At 72.9% G+C, this 17,962-nt stretch carries 16 protein-coding genes; 9 read left to right on the forward strand and 7 right to left on the reverse strand.

Annotated elements, in window-relative coordinates:
* Positions 1 to 70 precede the first annotated feature (70 nt).
* Positions 71 to 1,270 carry a phospholipase D-like domain-containing protein gene (locus ABZY45_RS23280; RefSeq protein WP_356742595.1) on the forward strand — a complete coding sequence of 400 codons (1,200 nt, stop codon included), beginning with the start codon at positions 71 to 73 and terminating at the stop codon, positions 1,268 to 1,270.
* Positions 1,271 to 1,366: 96 nt separating this feature from the next.
* Here ABZY45_RS23280 and ABZY45_RS23285 read toward each other — a convergent pair whose 3' ends face one another.
* Positions 1,367 to 2,350: a MerR family transcriptional regulator gene (locus ABZY45_RS23285; protein WP_356742597.1), complete on the reverse strand. Its 984-nt coding sequence runs from the start codon at positions 2,348 to 2,350 to the stop codon at positions 1,367 to 1,369.
* A gap of 92 nt (positions 2,351 to 2,442) precedes the next feature.
* Here ABZY45_RS23285 and ABZY45_RS23290 point away from each other — a divergent pair, with 92 nt between their 5' ends.
* The 5 genes from ABZY45_RS23290 (at position 2,443) to ABZY45_RS23310 (ending at position 9,032) form a co-directional block, all read left to right on the forward strand.
* Entirely contained in the window at positions 2,443 to 4,029 is a 1,587-nt protein-coding gene (locus tag ABZY45_RS23290; RefSeq protein WP_356742598.1) for an alpha/beta hydrolase, read from the forward strand.
* A 245-nt stretch (positions 4,030 to 4,274) separates the two neighbouring features.
* On the forward strand, positions 4,275 to 5,540 hold the full coding sequence (locus ABZY45_RS23295; protein ID WP_356742599.1) for an NAD(P)/FAD-dependent oxidoreductase: 1,266 nt from the start codon (positions 4,275 to 4,277) through the stop codon (positions 5,538 to 5,540).
* The gene (locus ABZY45_RS23300; protein WP_356742601.1) at positions 5,537 to 6,766 is read left to right on the forward strand and encodes a lycopene cyclase family protein; all 1,230 of its coding nucleotides are present in this window, start codon (positions 5,537 to 5,539) and stop codon (positions 6,764 to 6,766) included. The genes ABZY45_RS23295 and ABZY45_RS23300 overlap by 4 nt, the downstream gene beginning before the upstream one ends.
* Entirely contained in the window at positions 6,763 to 7,476 is a 714-nt protein-coding gene (locus tag ABZY45_RS23305) for a class I SAM-dependent methyltransferase (RefSeq protein WP_356742602.1), read from the forward strand. The genes ABZY45_RS23300 and ABZY45_RS23305 overlap by 4 nt, the downstream gene beginning before the upstream one ends.
* Positions 7,473 to 9,032, forward strand: a complete 1,560-nt coding sequence (locus tag ABZY45_RS23310; RefSeq protein ID WP_356742604.1) for an FAD-dependent oxidoreductase — start codon at positions 7,473 to 7,475, stop codon at positions 9,030 to 9,032. The genes ABZY45_RS23305 and ABZY45_RS23310 overlap by 4 nt, the downstream gene beginning before the upstream one ends.
* A gap of 15 nt (positions 9,033 to 9,047) precedes the next feature.
* Here the strand turns inward: ABZY45_RS23310 and ABZY45_RS23315 are convergent, their stop codons facing one another.
* From ABZY45_RS23315 to ABZY45_RS23330, 4 genes are all read right to left on the reverse strand, one after another.
* Complete coding sequence (locus ABZY45_RS23315; protein WP_356742605.1) at positions 9,048 to 10,049, reverse strand: DUF5914 domain-containing protein; 1,002 nt, start codon at positions 10,047 to 10,049, stop codon at positions 9,048 to 9,050.
* The gene (locus ABZY45_RS23320) at positions 10,046 to 11,032 is read right to left on the reverse strand and encodes a phytoene/squalene synthase family protein (protein ID WP_356742607.1); all 987 of its coding nucleotides are present in this window, start codon (positions 11,030 to 11,032) and stop codon (positions 10,046 to 10,048) included. The genes ABZY45_RS23315 and ABZY45_RS23320 overlap by 4 nt, the downstream gene beginning before the upstream one ends.
* Complete coding sequence (gene crtI, locus ABZY45_RS23325) at positions 11,029 to 12,561, reverse strand: phytoene desaturase family protein (protein ID WP_356742608.1); 1,533 nt, start codon at positions 12,559 to 12,561, stop codon at positions 11,029 to 11,031. The genes ABZY45_RS23320 and crtI overlap by 4 nt, the downstream gene beginning before the upstream one ends.
* Positions 12,562 to 12,793: 232 nt before the next feature.
* A complete protein-coding gene (locus tag ABZY45_RS23330) occupies positions 12,794 to 13,285 on the reverse strand; it encodes a carboxymuconolactone decarboxylase family protein (protein WP_356742609.1) in 492 nt (163 codons plus the stop codon).
* 123 nt (positions 13,286 to 13,408) lie between these two features.
* Between ABZY45_RS23330 and ABZY45_RS23335 the strand changes: the two genes are divergently transcribed.
* Together ABZY45_RS23335 and ABZY45_RS23340 are read left to right on the forward strand one after the other, a co-directional pair.
* Complete coding sequence (locus tag ABZY45_RS23335; protein WP_356742611.1) at positions 13,409 to 14,338, forward strand: pirin family protein; 930 nt, start codon at positions 13,409 to 13,411, stop codon at positions 14,336 to 14,338.
* Positions 14,335 to 14,676, forward strand: a complete 342-nt coding sequence (locus ABZY45_RS23340) for a GNAT family N-acetyltransferase (protein ID WP_356742612.1) — start codon at positions 14,335 to 14,337, stop codon at positions 14,674 to 14,676. Before ABZY45_RS23335 ends, ABZY45_RS23340 begins: the two co-directional genes overlap by 4 nt.
* 55 nt (positions 14,677 to 14,731) lie before the next feature.
* Here the strand turns inward: ABZY45_RS23340 and ABZY45_RS23345 are convergent, their stop codons facing one another.
* Both ABZY45_RS23345 and ABZY45_RS23350 read right to left on the reverse strand, forming a co-directional pair.
* On the reverse strand, positions 14,732 to 16,270 hold the full coding sequence (locus ABZY45_RS23345) for a glycoside hydrolase family 43 protein (protein ID WP_356742955.1): 1,539 nt from the start codon (positions 16,268 to 16,270) through the stop codon (positions 14,732 to 14,734).
* Between the two features lie 307 nt (positions 16,271 to 16,577).
* Positions 16,578 to 16,940 (reverse strand): hypothetical protein, encoded by a 363-nt coding sequence (locus ABZY45_RS23350; protein WP_356742614.1) that lies wholly within the window; start codon positions 16,938 to 16,940, stop codon positions 16,578 to 16,580.
* Positions 16,941 to 17,042: 102 nt separating this feature from the next.
* Between ABZY45_RS23350 and sigJ the strand changes: the two genes are divergently transcribed.
* Positions 17,043 to 17,945, forward strand: a complete 903-nt coding sequence (gene sigJ / locus ABZY45_RS23355) for an RNA polymerase sigma factor SigJ (protein ID WP_356742616.1) — start codon at positions 17,043 to 17,045, stop codon at positions 17,943 to 17,945.
* The last annotated feature ends 17 nt before the right edge of the window (positions 17,946 to 17,962 follow it).

Raw genomic sequence — 17,962 nt, forward strand, 5'->3', positions numbered from 1 at the left:
CGTTCGAGGGTACGGGAGTAAAGTCGGCCTGCCCGTCCCTCTGACCCACCGAAGAAAGATGTCCCGCGACATGGATGCGAGATCCACACTCACCAGTCTCGACGAAGCCGAGTTCGCGCGCCGCGCGCAACGGCTCCGGCGGCGGCTGGAGCGCCTGATCGGCATCGCCGCGACCGAAGGCAACACGCTCGATCCGCTCCGCAACGGTGACGAGATCTTCGCGGCGATGCTGGATTCCATCCGGAGCGCCGAACACACCATCGACATGATGACGTTCGTGTACTGGCGCGGTGACATAGCCCAGCAGTTCGCCGAGGCACTGTCGGAACGTGCCCGTGCCGGGGTGCGGGTGCGGTTGCTGCTGGACGGCTTCGGGTGCCGGCTGATCGAGAAGGACCAGCTGGCACTGATGGACGAGTCCGGGGTGGAGGTGGCCTGGTTCCGCAAGCCGTTGTACCTCTCGCCGCTCAAGCAGAACCACCGCTGCCACCGCAAGGTCCTCATCACCGACGAGGAGACGGCGTACACCGGCGGGGTCGGGATAGCCGAGGAGTGGTGCGGCGACGCCCGGGACGAGAACGAGTGGCGCGACACCCACGTGCGGGTACAGGGCCCGGCGGTGGACGGACTGGCCGCCGCTTTCGCGCAGAACTGGGCCGAGTGCCACGACGAGCTGTTCACCGAACGGGACAGGTTCGTCGGCGCCGCGGCGCACGGAGACGCGGTCGTGCAGGTGGTCCGGGGCTCGGCGGGCTTCGGTTGGCAGGACATGCAGACGCTGCTGCGCGTGGTGCTGGAGTCCGCTGAGGAGCGGCTGCGGCTCACCACGGCCTACTTCGCTCCCGACGTCTACTTCATCGAACTGCTGTGTGCCGCGGCTCGTCGGGGCGTCAGCGTGGAGATACTGCTCCCCGGACCGCATACCGACAAGCGGGTCTGCCGGCTGGCCGGGCAGCACTACTACGAGGATCTCCTCGCCTGCGGAGTGAAGATCTACGAGTACCAGCCGACCATGCTCCACACCAAGGCTCTGACGGTGGACGGTGTGGCTTCGCTGATCGGCTCGACCAATTTCAACCGCCGCTCGCTCGAACACGACGAGGAAGTGATGCTCGCGGTCCTGGCCAAGGAGTTCACCGCCACACTGGACGGTCACTTCGAGGAGGATCTGAAGCGGAGCACACGTGTCGAGCGCGGCCGGTGGAAGCGCCGCTCCACTGCACAGCGCATGCGCGAGGCGGCAGTCCTGCCCATCCGCCGCTGGCTCTGACGCGCCCGGAAGCCCGTTCGGTCACCCCTGCGGCCCCGTGCCGTCGCCACGGTTCACGCGGGGCCGGACGCTCGACGAGCCGGCCGTCAGCGGGACTCAGCTCCTCGCCCGGCCGGGCCGCTGGGCAGGCAGCGCGATTCCCTGCTGGGCATGCAGCGCGGCCAGGAGCCAGTCGTGCGCGGAACCCGGGGTGGGCTCCGGCCTCCCCTCGGGAGGGCTGATCAGCTCGGCCGTCAGTTCCCAGTACCGGTCGATGCGGGGGTCCGCCGCGAGGCGGCGGGCGAGCTCCCGGCGGAAACGCGGGGTGTCCGAGATGCCGCCGGCCGACGCGTACGCCTCCACGAACCCGTCCAGGGCCTCCCCCTGGTGCGGCTCGCTGCCCGCGCGCATCCGCTCGGCGGCCAGGGTGTACGCCTGGGCAAGGCCCGCGTAGAGCACCGCGGAGTCCCGGGCTCCCGCCTCTCTGTGCGCATGGGGCTGGGTGGGTTCGGTCCCCCCGCACGGGCGGTCCACGAACGCGTACAAGCGGGCGAAGGCCAGCACCTGGGCCGTGGCGGGGTCCTCGGGCGGCTGCGGAACCGCGATGTCCAGGAACGCGGTGACGGACCGCGCCGGCATGCGTGGCGGCAGCCAGGCGCGCCAGAACCTGGCCAGCGGAGCGGTGTTCGGCGGCGCCGTCACCGCGCCGACCAGCCGCAGGCGGTCCGCGCGTTCGTCCGGCGGGCACTCCTGCACCAGCCGCAGGGCCGCCTCCCGCCAGCGCAGGGCCCTCAACTGGGTGCCGAGCGCGCGCAACTGCCCGGCCACGGCGTCCTCCAGGGCACCGCCCGCCCGGCCGGCGGTGTCCTCCTCGTCGAGGATGCGGCGTACCGACGGGACAGGCAGGTCCATGGCGCGGAGGGAGCGGATCAGCCGGAGCCTCTCGAGGGAGTCCGGGCCGTACCGGCGGTGCCCCCCGGCGCTGCGGGACACCTCGGGCAGCAGACCGCTGTCCGAGTAGAAGCGGACCGTCTTGACGCTGACCCCCGCACGCTCGGCGAGCTCGCCGATGCCGCACAGACCGTCGTACGACGAGAACACTTGAACCTCCCTCAGGGGGAGTTCCTACGGTACCCGCGAGAGGGGCCGGCGACGGGACCGGTCCTCGTACGACAGCTCGACGAGGAGAGACCATGACCGTGTTCATTCTGGTGTCCGGCCTGTTCACCGGCCCGCACGTGTGGGACGACGCCGTTGCCAGGCTGACCGCCGAGGGCGCCGATGCCCGGGCGGTGGCGCTCTCGGCCCTCGGCGGAGCCCGTGCGTCCGCAAGTGCGGACGTCGATCTGGAGACGCACATCGCGGACGTCCTCACGGTGATCGACTCCGTGGAGCGGCCTGGCGGCGGGGAGATCGTGCTCGTCGGCCACGACTACGGCATCCATCCGGTGGTGGGCGCGGCCGACCGGCGGCCCATGCAGGTGGCCCGGATCGTCTACCTCGATTCGGCGATGCCCCAGGACGGCGTCCCCGCCTCGGCCGCCCTGCCCGACCCCCGGTTGCGTGCGCGCCTGGCGGGGGCGGACGGCGCGGGGAGCGGGGCGCACGGGGCGGGTACGGACCTGCCGCCACCCGCGCGTGGCGAATGGCCGCTGTGGGGCAGCACGGCCGGGGTCCCGGACGCGGCGCTGGACCGGCTCACCGCTCTCGCCGCGCCACACCCACTGGGCTCGCTGGTGCAGCCCCTGCGGCTGACCGGCGCCGTGGCGTCGGTGCCGGTCACCGGGGTGCTGTGCACCGGCAGCGGAACGACCATCTCCATGGTCCAGACGCAGGTGGACTTCGGTGCTCCCGCCATGCGGGCACTGACCGCCCCCGGGATCACCTTCTTCGAACTGCCCACCGGGCACTGGCCGATGCTGTCCTCCCCCGCCGCCCTGACCAAGGTGCTGCTCAGCGCCGCGGCCGGCGAAGGGCACCGGCTCACGGCTCCCGACGACGCTCGCCCGCCCACCCATCTGCGGCCGTTCCTGCTGGACGTGCCGGAGATCGACCGGGAGCGGCACGCCGGCTTCGATCTGTACGTGCCGCCCGCCGCGCAGGGCCCCCTCCCGGCTGTGCTGTTCGTCCACGGCGGTCCGGTGCCCCCGCAGGCGCACCCGGCCCCCCGGGACTGGCCGGCCCTGACGGGATACGCGCGGTCGGCCGCCGGGCGGGGGGTGGTGGGCGTGGTCGTCGAGCACCGGCTGCACGCCGTGTCCGACTACGTGCGGGCCGCCGCCGACGTGGCCGCGGCGGTGGAGCGGGTGCGGGCGGATCCGCGGGTGGACGCGGACCGGATCGCCCTGTGGTTCTTCTCGGGCAGCGGACCGATCAGCGCCGCATGGCTGGAAGCTCCGCCGCCCTGGCTGCGGTGCCTGGCGGCCAACTACCCCGTCATGGCACCGCTGCCGAACTGGGGGCAGGTGGACGGCCGCTTCCGCCCGGTGGACGCGGTCGCCCGCGCCGGTTCGCTGCCCGTCGTGCTGGTGCGGGCCGGACTGGAGACGGCGGCGATCGCCGCCACCGTGGAGGAGTTCATGGACGCGGCGGACCGTGCGGGCGCGAACCTGGAGGTGGTCGACGTACCGAACGGCCACCACAGTTTCGAGGGCGTCGATCCGACCGAGGAGTCCCGCGAGGCCGTTCGCCGTGCCCTGAGCACCGTGCTGCATCACCTGACGCACGGCTCACAGGCTGCGGGCGCAGGACAGGCCGATCCGCACGACGCCGGGCGGTAGCCGGCGGAGAGCGAAGCATCAGGCCGCTGCGTGACGCGCAGACCGTCCGGTCCCGAGTGAGAGGGCGCGACCGGCGGCCCGGCTTCGTACAACGCCCGGCTTCGTACAGCGGCGCGCTTCGTACAGACGGGTCACCCGTTGAGGGGATGCCCGTGGCGGCTCCTGGCTTCGCCGGCCCGTTCGTGATCGGCTTGACCACCCGCCGGACGTGCCGTCGCAGGCGGGGACGGAACCGAGGGGTACGGATGACGAACCGACAGCACCCAGCGCCGCCCGACGCCGTCGTCGTCGGCGCCGGCCTCGCCGGGCTGGCCTGCGCGCTCGACCTCTGTGCGGCGGGACTGCGCGTCGAACTGCTGGAGGCTTCCGACGGGGTGGGCGGGCGCATGCGCACGGACCGCAAGGACGGATTCCTGCTGGACCGCGGCTTCCAGGTCTTCAACACCTCCTACCCACAGGTGAAGAGGCGCCTCGACCTGCGCGCACTGCGCCTGCGGCCGTTCACTCCCGGCCTCATCGCCCGGACTCCCTCGGGACGGGTGCGCCTCACCGACCCCACCCGCCGGCCAAAGGACGCGGCGCAGCTGCTGCCGGGACGCGTGCTCCCCGCCCGGGACCTCGCCGCACTCGCCGCGCTCACCGCCCGGGACGTGCTGCTGCCCGCGAGGCGGCTGGGCCGGATGCCCGACCGCACGGCGTCGGAGGCACTCGTCCGCGCCGGGCTCTCACCTCGCGCGATCGAGGACTTCATGCGGCCCTTCCTGTCCGGGGTCTTCCTGGAGGAGGGACTGGAGACCTCCTCCCGCTTCCTCCACCTGGTCTGGCGCAGCATGGCACGCGGCACGCTGTGTCTGCCGGGCCGGGGCATCGGAGCCGTGCCGGCCCAGCTCGCGGAGCGTCTGCCCGACGGGGTTCTGCGGCTCGGTTCGCCCGTGGCCGAAGTCACGGACGCCGGTGTGCTCCTGGCGGACGGCCGGGAGCGGTCGGCGGCCTCCGTGGTCGTGGCCACGGACGCCGTGACGGCGGCGGGGCTGCTGCCTGGGCTGCAGGTACCGGACAGCCGCACGGTCACGACGTATTACCACGCGTCGGACCGCTCCCCCCTGACCGAGCCGACGCTGGTCGTCGACAGCGGCCTCGCCGTGCTCAACAGCTGTGTACTGACCGAGGTCGCGCCCGGATACGCCCCTCCGGGCACGTCCTTGATCTCCACCTCCGTGCTGGGCGCCGGCCCTCCGGGCGGGGAGGCGACGGTGCGCGCGCGGCTGGCGGAGCTGTACGACACCGACACGAGCGGCTGGGAGTCGGTGGCCTCCCGCACCGTGGAGGGCGCCCTGCCCGCCATGCGCCCGCCCTGGCCACTGAGCCGTACGACGCGTGCCGGGACCCCTGGCCGCTATGTCTGCGGGGACCACCGGGCCACCGGCTCCGTACAGGGCGCGCTGGCCTCGGGGAGCCGGGCCGCACGCGAGGTGCTGGCCGACCGCGCGGCAGGAGCCGCCCGGACGTGACCGGCGGCGCCGAGGGGACGTACGACCGGGGGCAGCCGGTGGACGACGCCGTCGTGGTGGGCGGCGGCGCGGCCGGACTCTGTCTGGCCCACTGGCTGACGAGGACCGGGACGACCGGCGTCACGCTGGTCGAGGCCCCCGATGGCCCGCTGCGGCCCCCGGAGCGCACCTGGTGCTATTGGGAGGAGGGCACCGGTGAGTTCGAGGAGGCCGTCGTGGCGTCCTGGCGGCGTCTGCGGGTGTGGGGGGCGGACGGGAGCGTCGTCGAGTCGGAGCCCGCGCCCCTGCGCTACCGCATGGTGCGGTCCCAGCCGTTCGAACAACTGATTCACTCCCGGCTCGCGGCCTTCCCCGAAGCCCGGGTCCTGCGGGCCACCGCCCACGGGGTGCGCGACACGCCGTACGGCGGCGAGGTGCGCTGCACGACGGCCGACGGGCGTCCGCTCACTCTGCGCGGCAGGTACGTCTTCGACTCCCGGCCCGTGTACGGCATCCCGCCGCATCGCACACTGCTGCTCCAGCACTTCCGCGGCTGGTTCGTACGCACCGCCTCCCAGCGCTTCGATCCCGGCGTGGCGGACCTCATGGACTTCCGGGTCCCGCAGCCGCGCCACGGCCTCGCTTTCGGATACGTCCTGCCGCTCGCGCCGGACCGGGCGCTGGTGGAGTACACGGAGTTCTCCCGGCAGCCGCTGACGACGGCGGCCTACGACTCGGCGCTGCGGCACTACACCACCCGGGTCTTGGGGCTGGGCCCGCTGGCCGTGGACTCCGCCGAGCAGGGCGTCATCCCGATGACCGATGCCCGCTTCGCGCGCCGGACCGGGCCCGCCACCTTCCGTATCGGCACGGCCGGAGGCGCCACGCGGCCGGCGACCGGCTACACCTTCGCCGCCGTGCAGCGCCAGAGCCGCGCCATCGCCGCCGCTGTGCGCGCGGGCCGCCCAGCCGTCCCGCCGCCGCACGGCCGCCGGGCCCTCGCCATGGACGCGGTCCTGCTCCGGGCGCTGGACACCGGGCGCGTCGACGGCCCGCGCTTCTTCACCGAGCTGTTCCGCCGCGTCCCGATGGAGCGGCTGCTGCGCTTCCTCGACGGCGGGAGCACACCGTGGGAGGAGTTCGGGATCGGGCTGCGTACGCCCGTGGGACCGATGCTCCGCACCGCGGCCGAACTGCCGTTCCTCGCCCGCCGGTCCGCCGGCCGATCCGGAGAGAGCCCTCCATGACCCTGCTGCGGGACCATGACCTGGCCCACGCCTTCGATCACGCGTCGCACACCTACGACCGGCTCACCGCCATGAATCCCGGCTATCACACCGGCCTCCGCCGGTCGGCGTCGCGCCTGCGGCTGCCGCGCGGCGGACGGGGCCTGCGGGTGCTCGACCTCGGTTGCGGAACGGGCGCGTCGACACGGGCGCTGGCGCGGGCCTTTCCGTACGCCCGGATCACGGCTGTCGACGTCTCCGCCGGAATGCTGGAACGGGCCCGGGCCAAGCGCTGGCCGGCCCATGTCCGTTTCCTCCACCGGTCCGCGGAGGAACTCTCCGCCGTAGCCGACGACGGACCGTACAACGCCGTCTTCGCCGCCTATCTCTTCCGCAACGTCACCGACCCGGACGCGGTGCTCGGCTCGGTGCGCGCCCTGCTGCGGCCTGGCGGCCGGCTGCTGGCCCATGAGTACAGCCTCAGTGGCTCCGCGGTACACCGTGCGGTGTGGAACTCCGTGTGCCGGGGCGTCATCGTCCCGGCGGGCACACTGACGGGTGACCGTGAGCTGTACCTCCATCTGTGGCGCAGCGTGCGGGCGTTCGACACCGCTCCCGAGTTCGTGCGGCGGATCTCCCGCGCCGGGTTCCCGTACGTGCGCACCCTGCCGGTCGCCGGCTGGCAGACCGGCGTCGTCCACACCTTCATCGCCCGGACGGAGGCCCCATGAACGCTCGCACCCGCTCCGGCGCCGCCCGTCACGGACGCGACCGGCGGGCCCAGGTCCTGCTGCCGGCGCCGGGACGCGCGCGCCTCACCGGCGATGCTCCGTCCACGGCGGTCATCGGCGGGGGCATCGCCGGGCTCGCGGCGGCGACCGCGCTCGCCGAGCGCGGAGTACGCGTGACCTTGTACGAACGCGAGGAGAGTCTCGGTGGACGCCTGGCCGGGTGGCCGGTCCGTCTGGCGGACGGATCGCGGGCGACCATGAGCCGTGGTTTCCACGCCTTCTTCCGTCAGTACTACAACCTGCGGGGCCTGTTGCGCCGCACGGACCCCGGCCTCAGCTCGCTCACCCCGCTGCCGGACTACCCGCTGCGGCACCGCGACGGCCTGGCGGACAGTTTCGCGCACGTGCCCCGGACCCCGCCGTGGAGCGCCCTCGGATTCGTCGCCCTGAGCCCCGCGTTCGGGTGGCGGGACCTCGCCGCGATGGAGCCCCGGGCCGCCCTGCCGCTGCTGGACGTACGCGTGCCCGACGTGTACGAGCGGTTCGACGACATCAGCGCGGCCGACTTCCTGCACCGGATCAACTTCCCGCACGCCGCACGCCATCTGGCCTTCGAGGTGTTCTCCCGGAGCTTCTTCGCCGACCCGCGCGAACTGTCCGCCGCCGAACTCATGGTGATGTTCCACATCTACTTCCTGGGGTCGTCGGAAGGCCTTCTCTTCGACGTACCGCGGGAGCCGTTCCCCCAGGCTCTCTGGGAACCGCTGGCGGGATACCTGCGGGGGCACGGCGCCGAGGTGCGGACCGGCACACAGGTCCGCCGTGTCCGGACGCTGCCGGACGGGGACCTGGTCGTGGAGTGCGAGGCGGCGGCCGACCGGCACCAGGCCGTGGTCCTCGCGCTCGACACACCGGGGCTGCGCCATGTCGTAGGCGCCTCCGAGCAGTTGGGCGACGCGGCCTGGCGTGAGGATGTCGCCGCACTGCGCACCGCTCCCCCGTTCCTCGTCTCCAGGCTGTGGCTCGACCGCCCGGTGCGCGACGACCGTGCGGGGTTCCTGGGCACGAGTGGGTACGACGGTCTCGACAACGTCAGCGTGCTCGACCGCTGGGAGGGCGAAGCGGCCCGATGGGCGGCGAGGACGGGCGGCAGCGTCGTCGAGCTCCACGCGTACGCCGTCGACGAGGGCGCCGAGCGGAAGGAGGTCCAGCGGCGGATCCTCGACCGGCTGCACGAGGTGTATCCGGAGACCGCCGACGCCCGGGTCGTGGACGCCGTCCACGAGTGGCGTGCGGACTGTCCCGTCTTCTCGGTCGGCGGCTACCGCCGCCGACCGGCCGTGCGCACGCCTCACCCGCGCGTCACCCTCGCCGGCGACATGGTCCGCACCGGCCTGCCCGTCGCGCTGATGGAACGCGCGGCGACCTCGGGCTTCCTGGCCGCCAACCAGCTGCTCGCCGGCTGGGGTGTCCGGGGGCAGGCGCTCTGGACCGTCCCCCGCTCCGGCCGCTCCCGGCTCCTGGGCGCCCTCGCGGCGCGGGCCGCACTGCGCTGAGGTCCCTGGTCGGCCTCACCCCGGAAAGCGTCCTGTGCTCCGGAGCGACCAGCGGCGTTCGGCGTAGGCGAGGTCGTCGCGCCAGAGCCGTCCCGCCGTCCGGCGCATCAGGGGCCGCAGGACCGGCGCGGCGGCTCGGGCCAGGGTGAAGCCACGCCGGTCCGAGGCCGCTACGACCGCTTCGACGACAGCCGTCCGGGGCCGGGTGGCGCCCGGAGCGGTGAGGGGCGTGGCGTGGGTCTCCACGACAGAGCCGGCGCCCTCCCCGTCCGTGATGTGCATGACGACCGTACGAGGCTCGGGCGCGGTGAACACCGCCCGCACGGGCACCACCAGGCGGCCCGCGACCTTGAACGAGACGTCGACGGCGAACGCGTCCTCACCGCCGTCCTCCGGGGTACCGGCCACCTTCAGGCCCACGAACGCGTAGGGGTGGAACCAGGATCCGTGCCAGGGGTCCAGGCGGTTGGCGACCACGTCCTCCGGTTCGCACCTGCCCACCGCCGTGTACACCGCGTCGACCGCGCGGCCCGGTGCCGGCCGCCCTGGCACGACCGGGTTGCCGAGCGGCGGCTCGCCCCCCACCGCGTCGAGCCGGACCCACACCAGCACTCCGTCGTCGTGCACCGGGTACGGCTCCCATCCGGCGAACGGCCCGCCGTCCAGGGCCAGTCCGTGCCAGTGGCACAGCAGCGTCCCGCACACCACCCGGCTGTCGCGCAGCGGTGCGCCGAGGTGGGGGCACTCCCCCGGTCCCGCGCGCAGCGTGCCGTCCTCGGCCCGCCACAGGACGATCTCCACGCCTGCGACCGTGCGGCCGCAGGGCCGCTCCCGGGCACCGATCTCGCGAGAGGCCCCGACGACGTACCAGTTGCCCGAGGGCCGCGCCCCGGCACGTTTCAGCGCTTCGGCGATCGACGCCGGCTTGGCGTCGCGCCAGGTCGCCGCCTGCCGCTCCCAGCGTGGTGCGCGGCGCATCCTCAGCGGTGGAGTCCACCTGTCGCGCGGTTCCTTCATCGGCGGGGACCTTCCGTTCCGGCGACCGGACGCGACGACGGCGGGTCCCGTCGTGGGCGCATCCGCGCGGCCAGGACGCGTGCCAGGCCCTCGGCGGCGGCGGTGGCACGCCGTCCGCGCGGCACGACGGCACGCCGGTGCAGCACCGCGTAGCCGCCGTCGGCGATCGCGTCGAGGATGCCTCGGTACAGCGTGAAAGCCGTGCGGATACAGGGGCGCACCCTCGGTTCCAGTATGGCGATTCCCGGTTCGGCCTCCCGGTACACGGCGCGGGTCATGGCCTCGGCCTCGACGAAGGCGGCGCGGATGCGCGGGTCGTGCCGTCCGCTGCGCCGGCTCCACTCCAGCAAGGGGCGCTCCACCCCGTGGGCCGCGAGGAGGTCCGCCGGCAGGTAGACGCGTCCCCGGTCCAGGTCCTCACCCACGTCGCGCAGGAAGTTGGTCAGCTGGAAGGCGATGCCGAGTCCGGCCGCGTGCGGTGCGGCCTCCTCACGATCCACGACCGTCCCGAGCACCGGCAGCATCTGGAGCCCGATCACCGCGGCCGAACCGTGCATGTAGGCACGCAGATCCCGGTACGTCGGATAGTCGGTGACGCTCAGGTCGCTGCGCATGGACGCCAGGAAGTCGGCGAACAGCGTGTGGTCGATGGCGTACCGCTCGGCGGTGTCGGCGACGGCCCGGACGACGGGCTCGTCGCCGCCTCCGGTGCGCAGCCCGTGCACGAGGTCGCTCTCCAGCAGACGCAGCAGACGGTCGCGCTCGGCGGGTGGCTGCCTGCGGTCCAGGTCGTCCACGATGTCGTCGGCCCATCGGGCGAATCCGTACAGCGCGTGGACGGCACAGCGGCGTTCGAGTGGCAGGAGGCGGGTCGCCAGGAAGTACGTCCGGCCGTGCCGGGAGTTGAGGGTGCGGCAGCGGGCGTAGGCGTCGCGCAGGGCCGGGCAGGTGATCCCGGCGGCGTCGAGTTCACGGCGGTTCATCGGGTGTGCCCTCCCGTGGCAGGGCGGCGGGACGCACCCGTGACACGCCGGGAGCCCGTGATCCGGGCAGCGGCGAGCTTGCCGCTGACGAGCACGGTCGGCACACCGACCCCGGGGGTCGTCCCGCACCCGGCGAGCACGACGTTGTCGAGGCCGCGTACGAGGTTGCGCGGACGGAAGGGCCCGGTCTGGGCGAAGGTGTGCGAGAGGGAGAACGGGGTGCCGGCCGCGTGTCCCTGCGCAGCCCAGTCCACGGGCGTCACCAGCAGTTCGCTGTCGACGGACGCCGCGAAGCCGTCCAGCCCTCTGCGCTCCAGCTCGGCGAGGAGGCTGTCTCGGTAGCGGGGTCCGAGGTCGCGCCAGGTGGCTGCCGGCGGTCCCGTCGTGGTGTTGGGGCACGGGGCGAGGACGTAGTGCAGGTGTCGTCCCTCCGGGGCGAGCGACGGGTCGTGAGTCGTGGGCCTGGTGATGAGCAGCGAAGGGTCGCTCATCACCTGCCCGGTGCGGGTGAGTTCGTCGAAGGTCCGCTCCCAGGCCCCGCCGAAGGAGATCGTGTGGTGCGCCAGTTCCGGCCAGGTCCGGTCCGTGCCGGCGTGCAGGATCACGGCCGACGGTGAGTGCCGCAGCCGTACCGGGCGCCCCGGCGCCCGGCCCAGGAGCCGGTGCACGACGGGCAGGTCCGGGGTAAGGACGACCGCGTCGCAGGCGATCCGCTCGCCCGAGGCCAGCCTCACGGCCCGTACCCGTCCGGAGGACCGCTCCAGGCCGCTCACCTCGGCGGACCACCGGAACCGGCCTCCCGCACCGGCCGCCGCGTCCGCCATCGCCCTGGGCAGGGCGTGCATGCCGCCCTTGGGGAACCAGACGCCCGCCACGGTGTCCATGTAGGCGATGACCGCGTAGGCGGCCAGGGCACGGGCGGGCGTGACTCCGGCGTACAGCGCCTGGAAGGAGAAGACCCGGCGCAGCCGCGGATCCGAGACGAAGCGGGCGATCTGCGGATCGAGCCGCCCGAAGCCGCCGAGGGCGGCCAGCCGTGCCAGGTCCGGGTGCAGGAGCTGGAGGGGCGAGTCGAAGTTGGTGTCGATGAAACGGCGCATCTGCGCCCGGTAGAGCCGCTCCAGCCAGCTCCGCAGCCTGCGGTATCCGTCGGCCTCCGCGGCCCCCGCGAAGCGTCTGACCTCGGCCTCCATCACATCGCCTTCGGTGTGGACGTCCAGATGGCTGCCGTCCGCGAAGCGTGCCCGGTAGGCGGGGTGGAGCGGTACCAGCTCGACCCGTCGGTGGAGGCTGTCCCCTACCGCGGCGAAGGCCTCGTCGGCCAGGTGGGGCATGGTCAGCACGGTGGGCCCGGTGTCCACCCGGTAGCCGCCCATCTCCAGCCGCCCCGCCCGGCCGCCGGGGCCTGTGTCCCGTTCGACGACGGTCACGCTGCGGCCCGCGCCGAGCAGGTGGAGGGCGGCGGCGAGACCGGACAGACCGGCGCCGACCACCACCACGTGGTCCGTAGGACCGGACACGGTTCTCATACGTCCTCCCGTTCCGGGCGGGCGCGGTTCCCGTGAGCGCGCCCACCGGTATTCCAGACGCGAGGGCGACACGGATGCCGCACCCCTGCCGGGCGCACGGCAGGGTGGAGGCGGAGTTCACCCGTACGGCGGACGGAAGGGAGCGGGAGGGGGCGTGGCCGCCGGGTCACCGGCTCAGGATGGTGGTTCGGGACCGGCCGGGGAAGGGTGCGTACGAGGACTCCCCCAGGGGTCACTGCTTGGGCACACCCCCGCGCACAGGGTGCTTGCTCATGATCGACACGCGGTTGAAGGCGTTGATGGTGACGGCCACCCAGATCACGGCAGAGATCTCCTCGTCGGAGAGGGTCCGGCGCGCCAGCGCGTAGGCGTCCTCCTGGAGGGCGGCGTCGGCGGGGCTCGTCGTCGCCTCCGCGAGGGCGAGGGCCGCGCGCTCCTGGGCCGTGAACAGCTCGGTGTCGCGCCAGGCGGCCAGGACCCCGAGGCGCCGGGTGGTCTCACCCTCGCGGAGCGCGGCCCTGGTGTGCACGTCCAGGCAGTACGCGCAGCCGTTGATCTGTGACACCCGGAGGTTGACGAGTTCCACCAGCGTGCGGTTCAGGCCCGCCTCCGCGGCGACCGTGCGCGCGGCTTCGGCGGTCTGCGCCAGCGCGTGATAGGCCTTCGGGCTCTGCTTGTCGACATAGACCCGCTTGTCCACGTCGACCGTGTCTGTACCGTTCACCCTGAGCTCTCCTCACCGGGGCGTGCCACCCCGAGCCGGTCCGTGCGCCTGGATGGCGGACGGCTTATCATCAAGCATGATTGTTGAACATGAAATCACTCTTTGCGGGCCGGGGTGCGCGCGATGAGCGGTGTCGAGGTGCTTTCGGCACGAGAGGTGCCTCTGGGCGGTCCGAGGGCCATGACGGTGCGGCGCACGCTGCCACAGCGAGCGCGGACGTTCATCGGGGCCTGGTGCTTCATCGACCACTACGGTCCCGACGACGTGGCGACGACGGGCGGAATGGATGTGGCTCCCCATCCGCACACCGGACTCCAGACGGTCAGCTGGCTGTTCAGTGGGGAGATCGAGCACCGCGACAGCCTGGGGAGTCACGCCCTCGTACGCCCCGGCGAGCTGAACCTCATGACCGGCGGTCACGGGATCAGCCACACGGAGGTCTCCACCCCCCGCACCACGGTCCTGCACGGCGTGCAGCTGTGGGTGGCGCTCCCGGAGGAGCACCGGAACACCGGCCGCGACTTCCGTCACCACGTACCTGGCCCCGTCCACCGGGACGGAGCGGTCATCAGGGTCTTCCTGGGGTCGCTGGCCGGCGACACCTCCCCCGTCCCCTCCTTCACCCCGCTGCTCGGAGCCGAGATCGTGCTCGGGCCGCACGCGAGCACGACGCTCGACACGGACGTCTCCTTCGAGCACGGCCTCCTGGTCGACCAGGGCGACATCCGTACGAGCGGAACACTGCTGCGCCCCGCCGAGCTGGGCTACCTCGCCCCGGGGAACGCCACGGTGACGCTGACCAACGAGTCGGACGCCCCCGCCCGAGCCGTGCTCGTGGGCGGAACGCCGTTCGAGGAACAGATCGTCATGTGGTGGAACTTCGTCGGCCGCAGCCACGAGGACATCGTCCGGGCGCGCCAGGACTGGGAGGCCGCGTCCGAGCGGTTCGGCCATGTCGACGGCTACCCCGGCGAACGGATCCCCGCCCCTTCCCTCCCGAACGCCACCATCGCACCGCGTGGCAATCCGACGCACCCGAAAGGCACCCGATGACTCCGCCCGCCGCCACCCCGACCGTCGAGAACGTGGACGCGAGGCACCGCTACGAGATCCGCGTCGGCGAGGTGAGGGCCGGACTCACCGCCTACCGGGACCGTGACCAGCAGCGCGTCTTCTTCCACACCGAGATCGACGACGCCTTCGCGGGCCAGGGCCTCGCGTCCGTGCTCGTACGCGAGGCCCTGGACCACGTGCGGGCGTCGGGGAAGCGGATCGTGCCGGTCTGCCCCTACGTGGCGAAGTTCCTCAAGAAGCACGAGGAGTTCGCCGACATCACGGACCCGGTCACCCCGGAGGTCCTGGAGTGGCTGGAGGCCGCGCGGCGCCGTTGAGTGCACCACCGCGGCCCGGTATCCCGCGCGGGCGACCGGGTCGCGGCGGAGGCCATCAGGCGGGCCGCAGCTCGAACCAGTCGAAGGCGGGGGCGCCCTGAGTCGCGTACATCCCGATGACCCGCCCCGTGAAGCCGCCGGCGACCTCGGTGGTGAGGTAGCGGCCGTCGAGCTCCGCGAGGATCTCGAAGTGCCCGTCCTCGGTCTCGTACCCGAGACGGAGCGTGTCGGGTCCGCCGACGCGGAGTCCGGAAAGGAGCCCGGCCTCGGCGTCCTCCGGCCGCTTCGTGACGGTGGGCGGCAGCACGCCGGTGGTCGTGATGTCGATGCGCAGCGTCAACGGTCCGCTCGGCAGGGCCCGTTCGGCCACGGTCTGACGCAACGGGCCGATCCTCGCCACGGCGCGCACCACCCCGTCGACCGCCTCCACCTGGTAGTGGTGCGCCTCGTCCAGACGTACCGCGATACCGCCCCGGTCGCCCGCAGCCACCTCGACCCGTGTCCGCGCGCTGCAGTCGGGGTCGCGCTGGCGCCGGCCCACGAACAGGGCGCCCGGCTGGTCCAGGCTCTCCGCACGGGCGTGCAGTACCAGGCGTCCCGGCTGTTCGTCGAGACGTACGTCGCCCGGGTCACGGCGCCTGGTCGACACCCAGCAGGGGGCCAGGGCGGGCGAGTCGAAATCGTCGCGGTACGGCTCGTCAGGCCAGGGGTGCGCGGGCAGCGCCGGGGCCTCCGCCCGGAGTTCCAGCGGCCCGGGCAGGGGCCACCCGTCCTCCCAGCGGACCGGCACCAGGAACGTCTCACGCCCCATGCCGTGGAAGCCCGGGGTGTCGCCGCGGGGCCTCGTGCCCAGCAGCACCATCCACCACGTGCCGTCCTGGGCCTCCACGAGATCGCCGTGTCCGGTGTTCTGCACCGGGTGCTTCGTACTGCGGTGCGACAGCACGGGGTTGTCCGGATGCGGCTCGAACGGGCCCGGCAGGGTGCGGGCACGGGCCACCGACATGGCGTGGCCGCTCTCCGTACCGCCCTCCGAGAGCAGCAGGTACCACCAGTCACCGATCCGGTAGAGGTGGGGGCCCTCGGGGTACTTGAGCCCGCTGCCCGACCACATCGCCACCGGCTCGCTCAGCAGCTCGCCCGTGTCCGGTGCCAGGCGCACCGCCCGGATGCCGTCGTTCGAGTACACGCACCAGCAGGTGCCGTCGTCGTCCCAGGCCAGGTCGGGGTCGATCCCCGGAATCGCGACCGGCACGGGCTCCGACCATGGACCGGCCGGGTCCTGCGCGGTCACCAGGAAGTTGCCCGCCCCGGCCACCGCGGTCGTGATCATCCAGAACCGCCCGTCGTGGAACCGCAGCGTGGGCGCGTACACCCCGCACGAGGCGGGGGCCGTGTCCGGCAGTTCGAGCTGCGAGGGACGGTCCAGGGCGTGCCCGATCAGCCGCCAGTGCACGAGGTCCCGGCTGTGCCAGAGCGGTACGCCGGGGACGTACTCGAAGCTGGACGTCGCCACGTAGTAGTCGTCGCCCACGCGGCAGATGCTCGGATCCGGACTGAATCCGGGTATCACGGGATTGTCGAAGAACGCCATGTCCGTCCTCAGGTGGGTCGAGGTCGCGCGGGACTGGCGGGCCTCCACGCTGGACGGGCCTTCGGGCGTACGCGGCCCCACGGCCAGTTCATTGAAGCGCTTCGAAGATCGCACCCGCGCATCGGGCTGTCAACAGTCTTGCGGGAGGGACAGCGGCCGGGAGCAGCAGGGCCGGGAGGGCGGAGGCGAATCGAAGCGCTTCAACGGGAGATCGCCAACTCCTGTGCCACCTGCTGCTCCGCCGGAGCCTGAGCCGGGACCGGACCGGCCCCGGCCGCCCCGGCCGCCCCGGTCCCGCGTCCACACGTCAGCGCCGCGCGAGCGCCAGCGCGCTCAGTCCGAACATCAGCACCCCCAGAGGCAGATGGACCGACGGGACGTGCGCGATGCCGACTGCCACCTGTACGGAGGCGAGGACGAGGAAGCCGGAGGCGTACCAGATGGGCCGGGGCGAGCCACCGCCCGGCTTCCACGCCAGGACCGCCGCGAGGACGTACAGCATCGATGCCCCGTACATCACCCGGGCTCCGACGCTGTGGAGCATCTCTCCGTAGGAGGAGGTCAACAGCAGCCCGGCGGAGACCGCCTGAAGAAAGATGGTCAGGGTCTGCAGCGTGATCGCGATCTGCAGAAACGTGAAGCGCTGCTGTGCCGTCGCCTGGGTCGTCATGCCACATCCCCTTGTCCCGCCCCTGGGGCGGTAGCTCGATAAGGTCTCGACAGCCCGACGAAACGGGCCGGCGAAAGGTAAGGCGAGGAGGCGGGCGGGACCGTGGGGACAGCGGGGGCGAACACCAGGGAGACAGTGGGCGAGCGGCGTCAACTGATCAATGTCGCATACCGGTTGCTCGGTTCACTGGCCGAGGCCGAGGACGCCGTGCAGGAGGCGTACGCACGCTGGTACGCGCTGCCGAGGAGCCGTCAGGACGAGGTCGGGTCCCCCGGCGCCTGGCTGACGACGGTGACCGGCCGCATCTGCCTGGACGTGCTCGGCTCGGCGCGGGCCCGGCGTGAACGCTACGTCGGCGCGTGGCTGCCCGATCCGCTGCCGGACCGCACCGAGTGGGGCCACGGCCATGGCACCGACCCTGCGGACCAGATGGTCCTGGACGAGTCGGTGACGATGGCGTTCCTCGTCGTTCTCGAGTCGATGACACCCGCCGAGCGGGTGGCCTTCGTCCTGCACGACGTCTTCCGGTACCCGTTCGCCGAGATCGGCGGCGTCCTGGGCCGGACCCCTGGCGCGTGCAAGCAGCTCGCCGCGTCCGCCCGGCGGCGGGTGCGCGCGGCTCCGGCTCCGGTGGCTGCGGCCGCACAGGCCGACGCGGTGCGGCGTGTCAAAGAGGCGTGGGAGACCAAGGACATCCCGGCCCTCGTCGACCTCCTCGACCCGGCCGCCGTCATGACCGCCGACGGCGGTGGCGTGGCCGGTGCCGTCCTGCGCCCGGTCGAAGGCGGTGCGCGCATCGCCCAGTACATGGCCGCGATCGCGGACAGGGCTCCAGGGCTCGAACTCCTGGAACGGTCGGTCAACGGCCTGCCGGGCCTGGTGGCCAGGCAGGCCGGCGCCGTCACGACCGTGGCCGCGTTCGAAGTGACCGACGGCAGCGTCACCCGGATCTGGGTGGTCCGCAACCCGGAGAAGCTGCGGCCGTGGGGGGCGGATGGCTGGTAGGGCAACCGTGTCGTGCC

It is taken from the genome of Streptomyces sp. NPDC006516 (assembly GCF_040611875.1).
Lineage (GTDB): Bacteria > Actinomycetota > Actinomycetes > Streptomycetales > Streptomycetaceae > Streptomyces.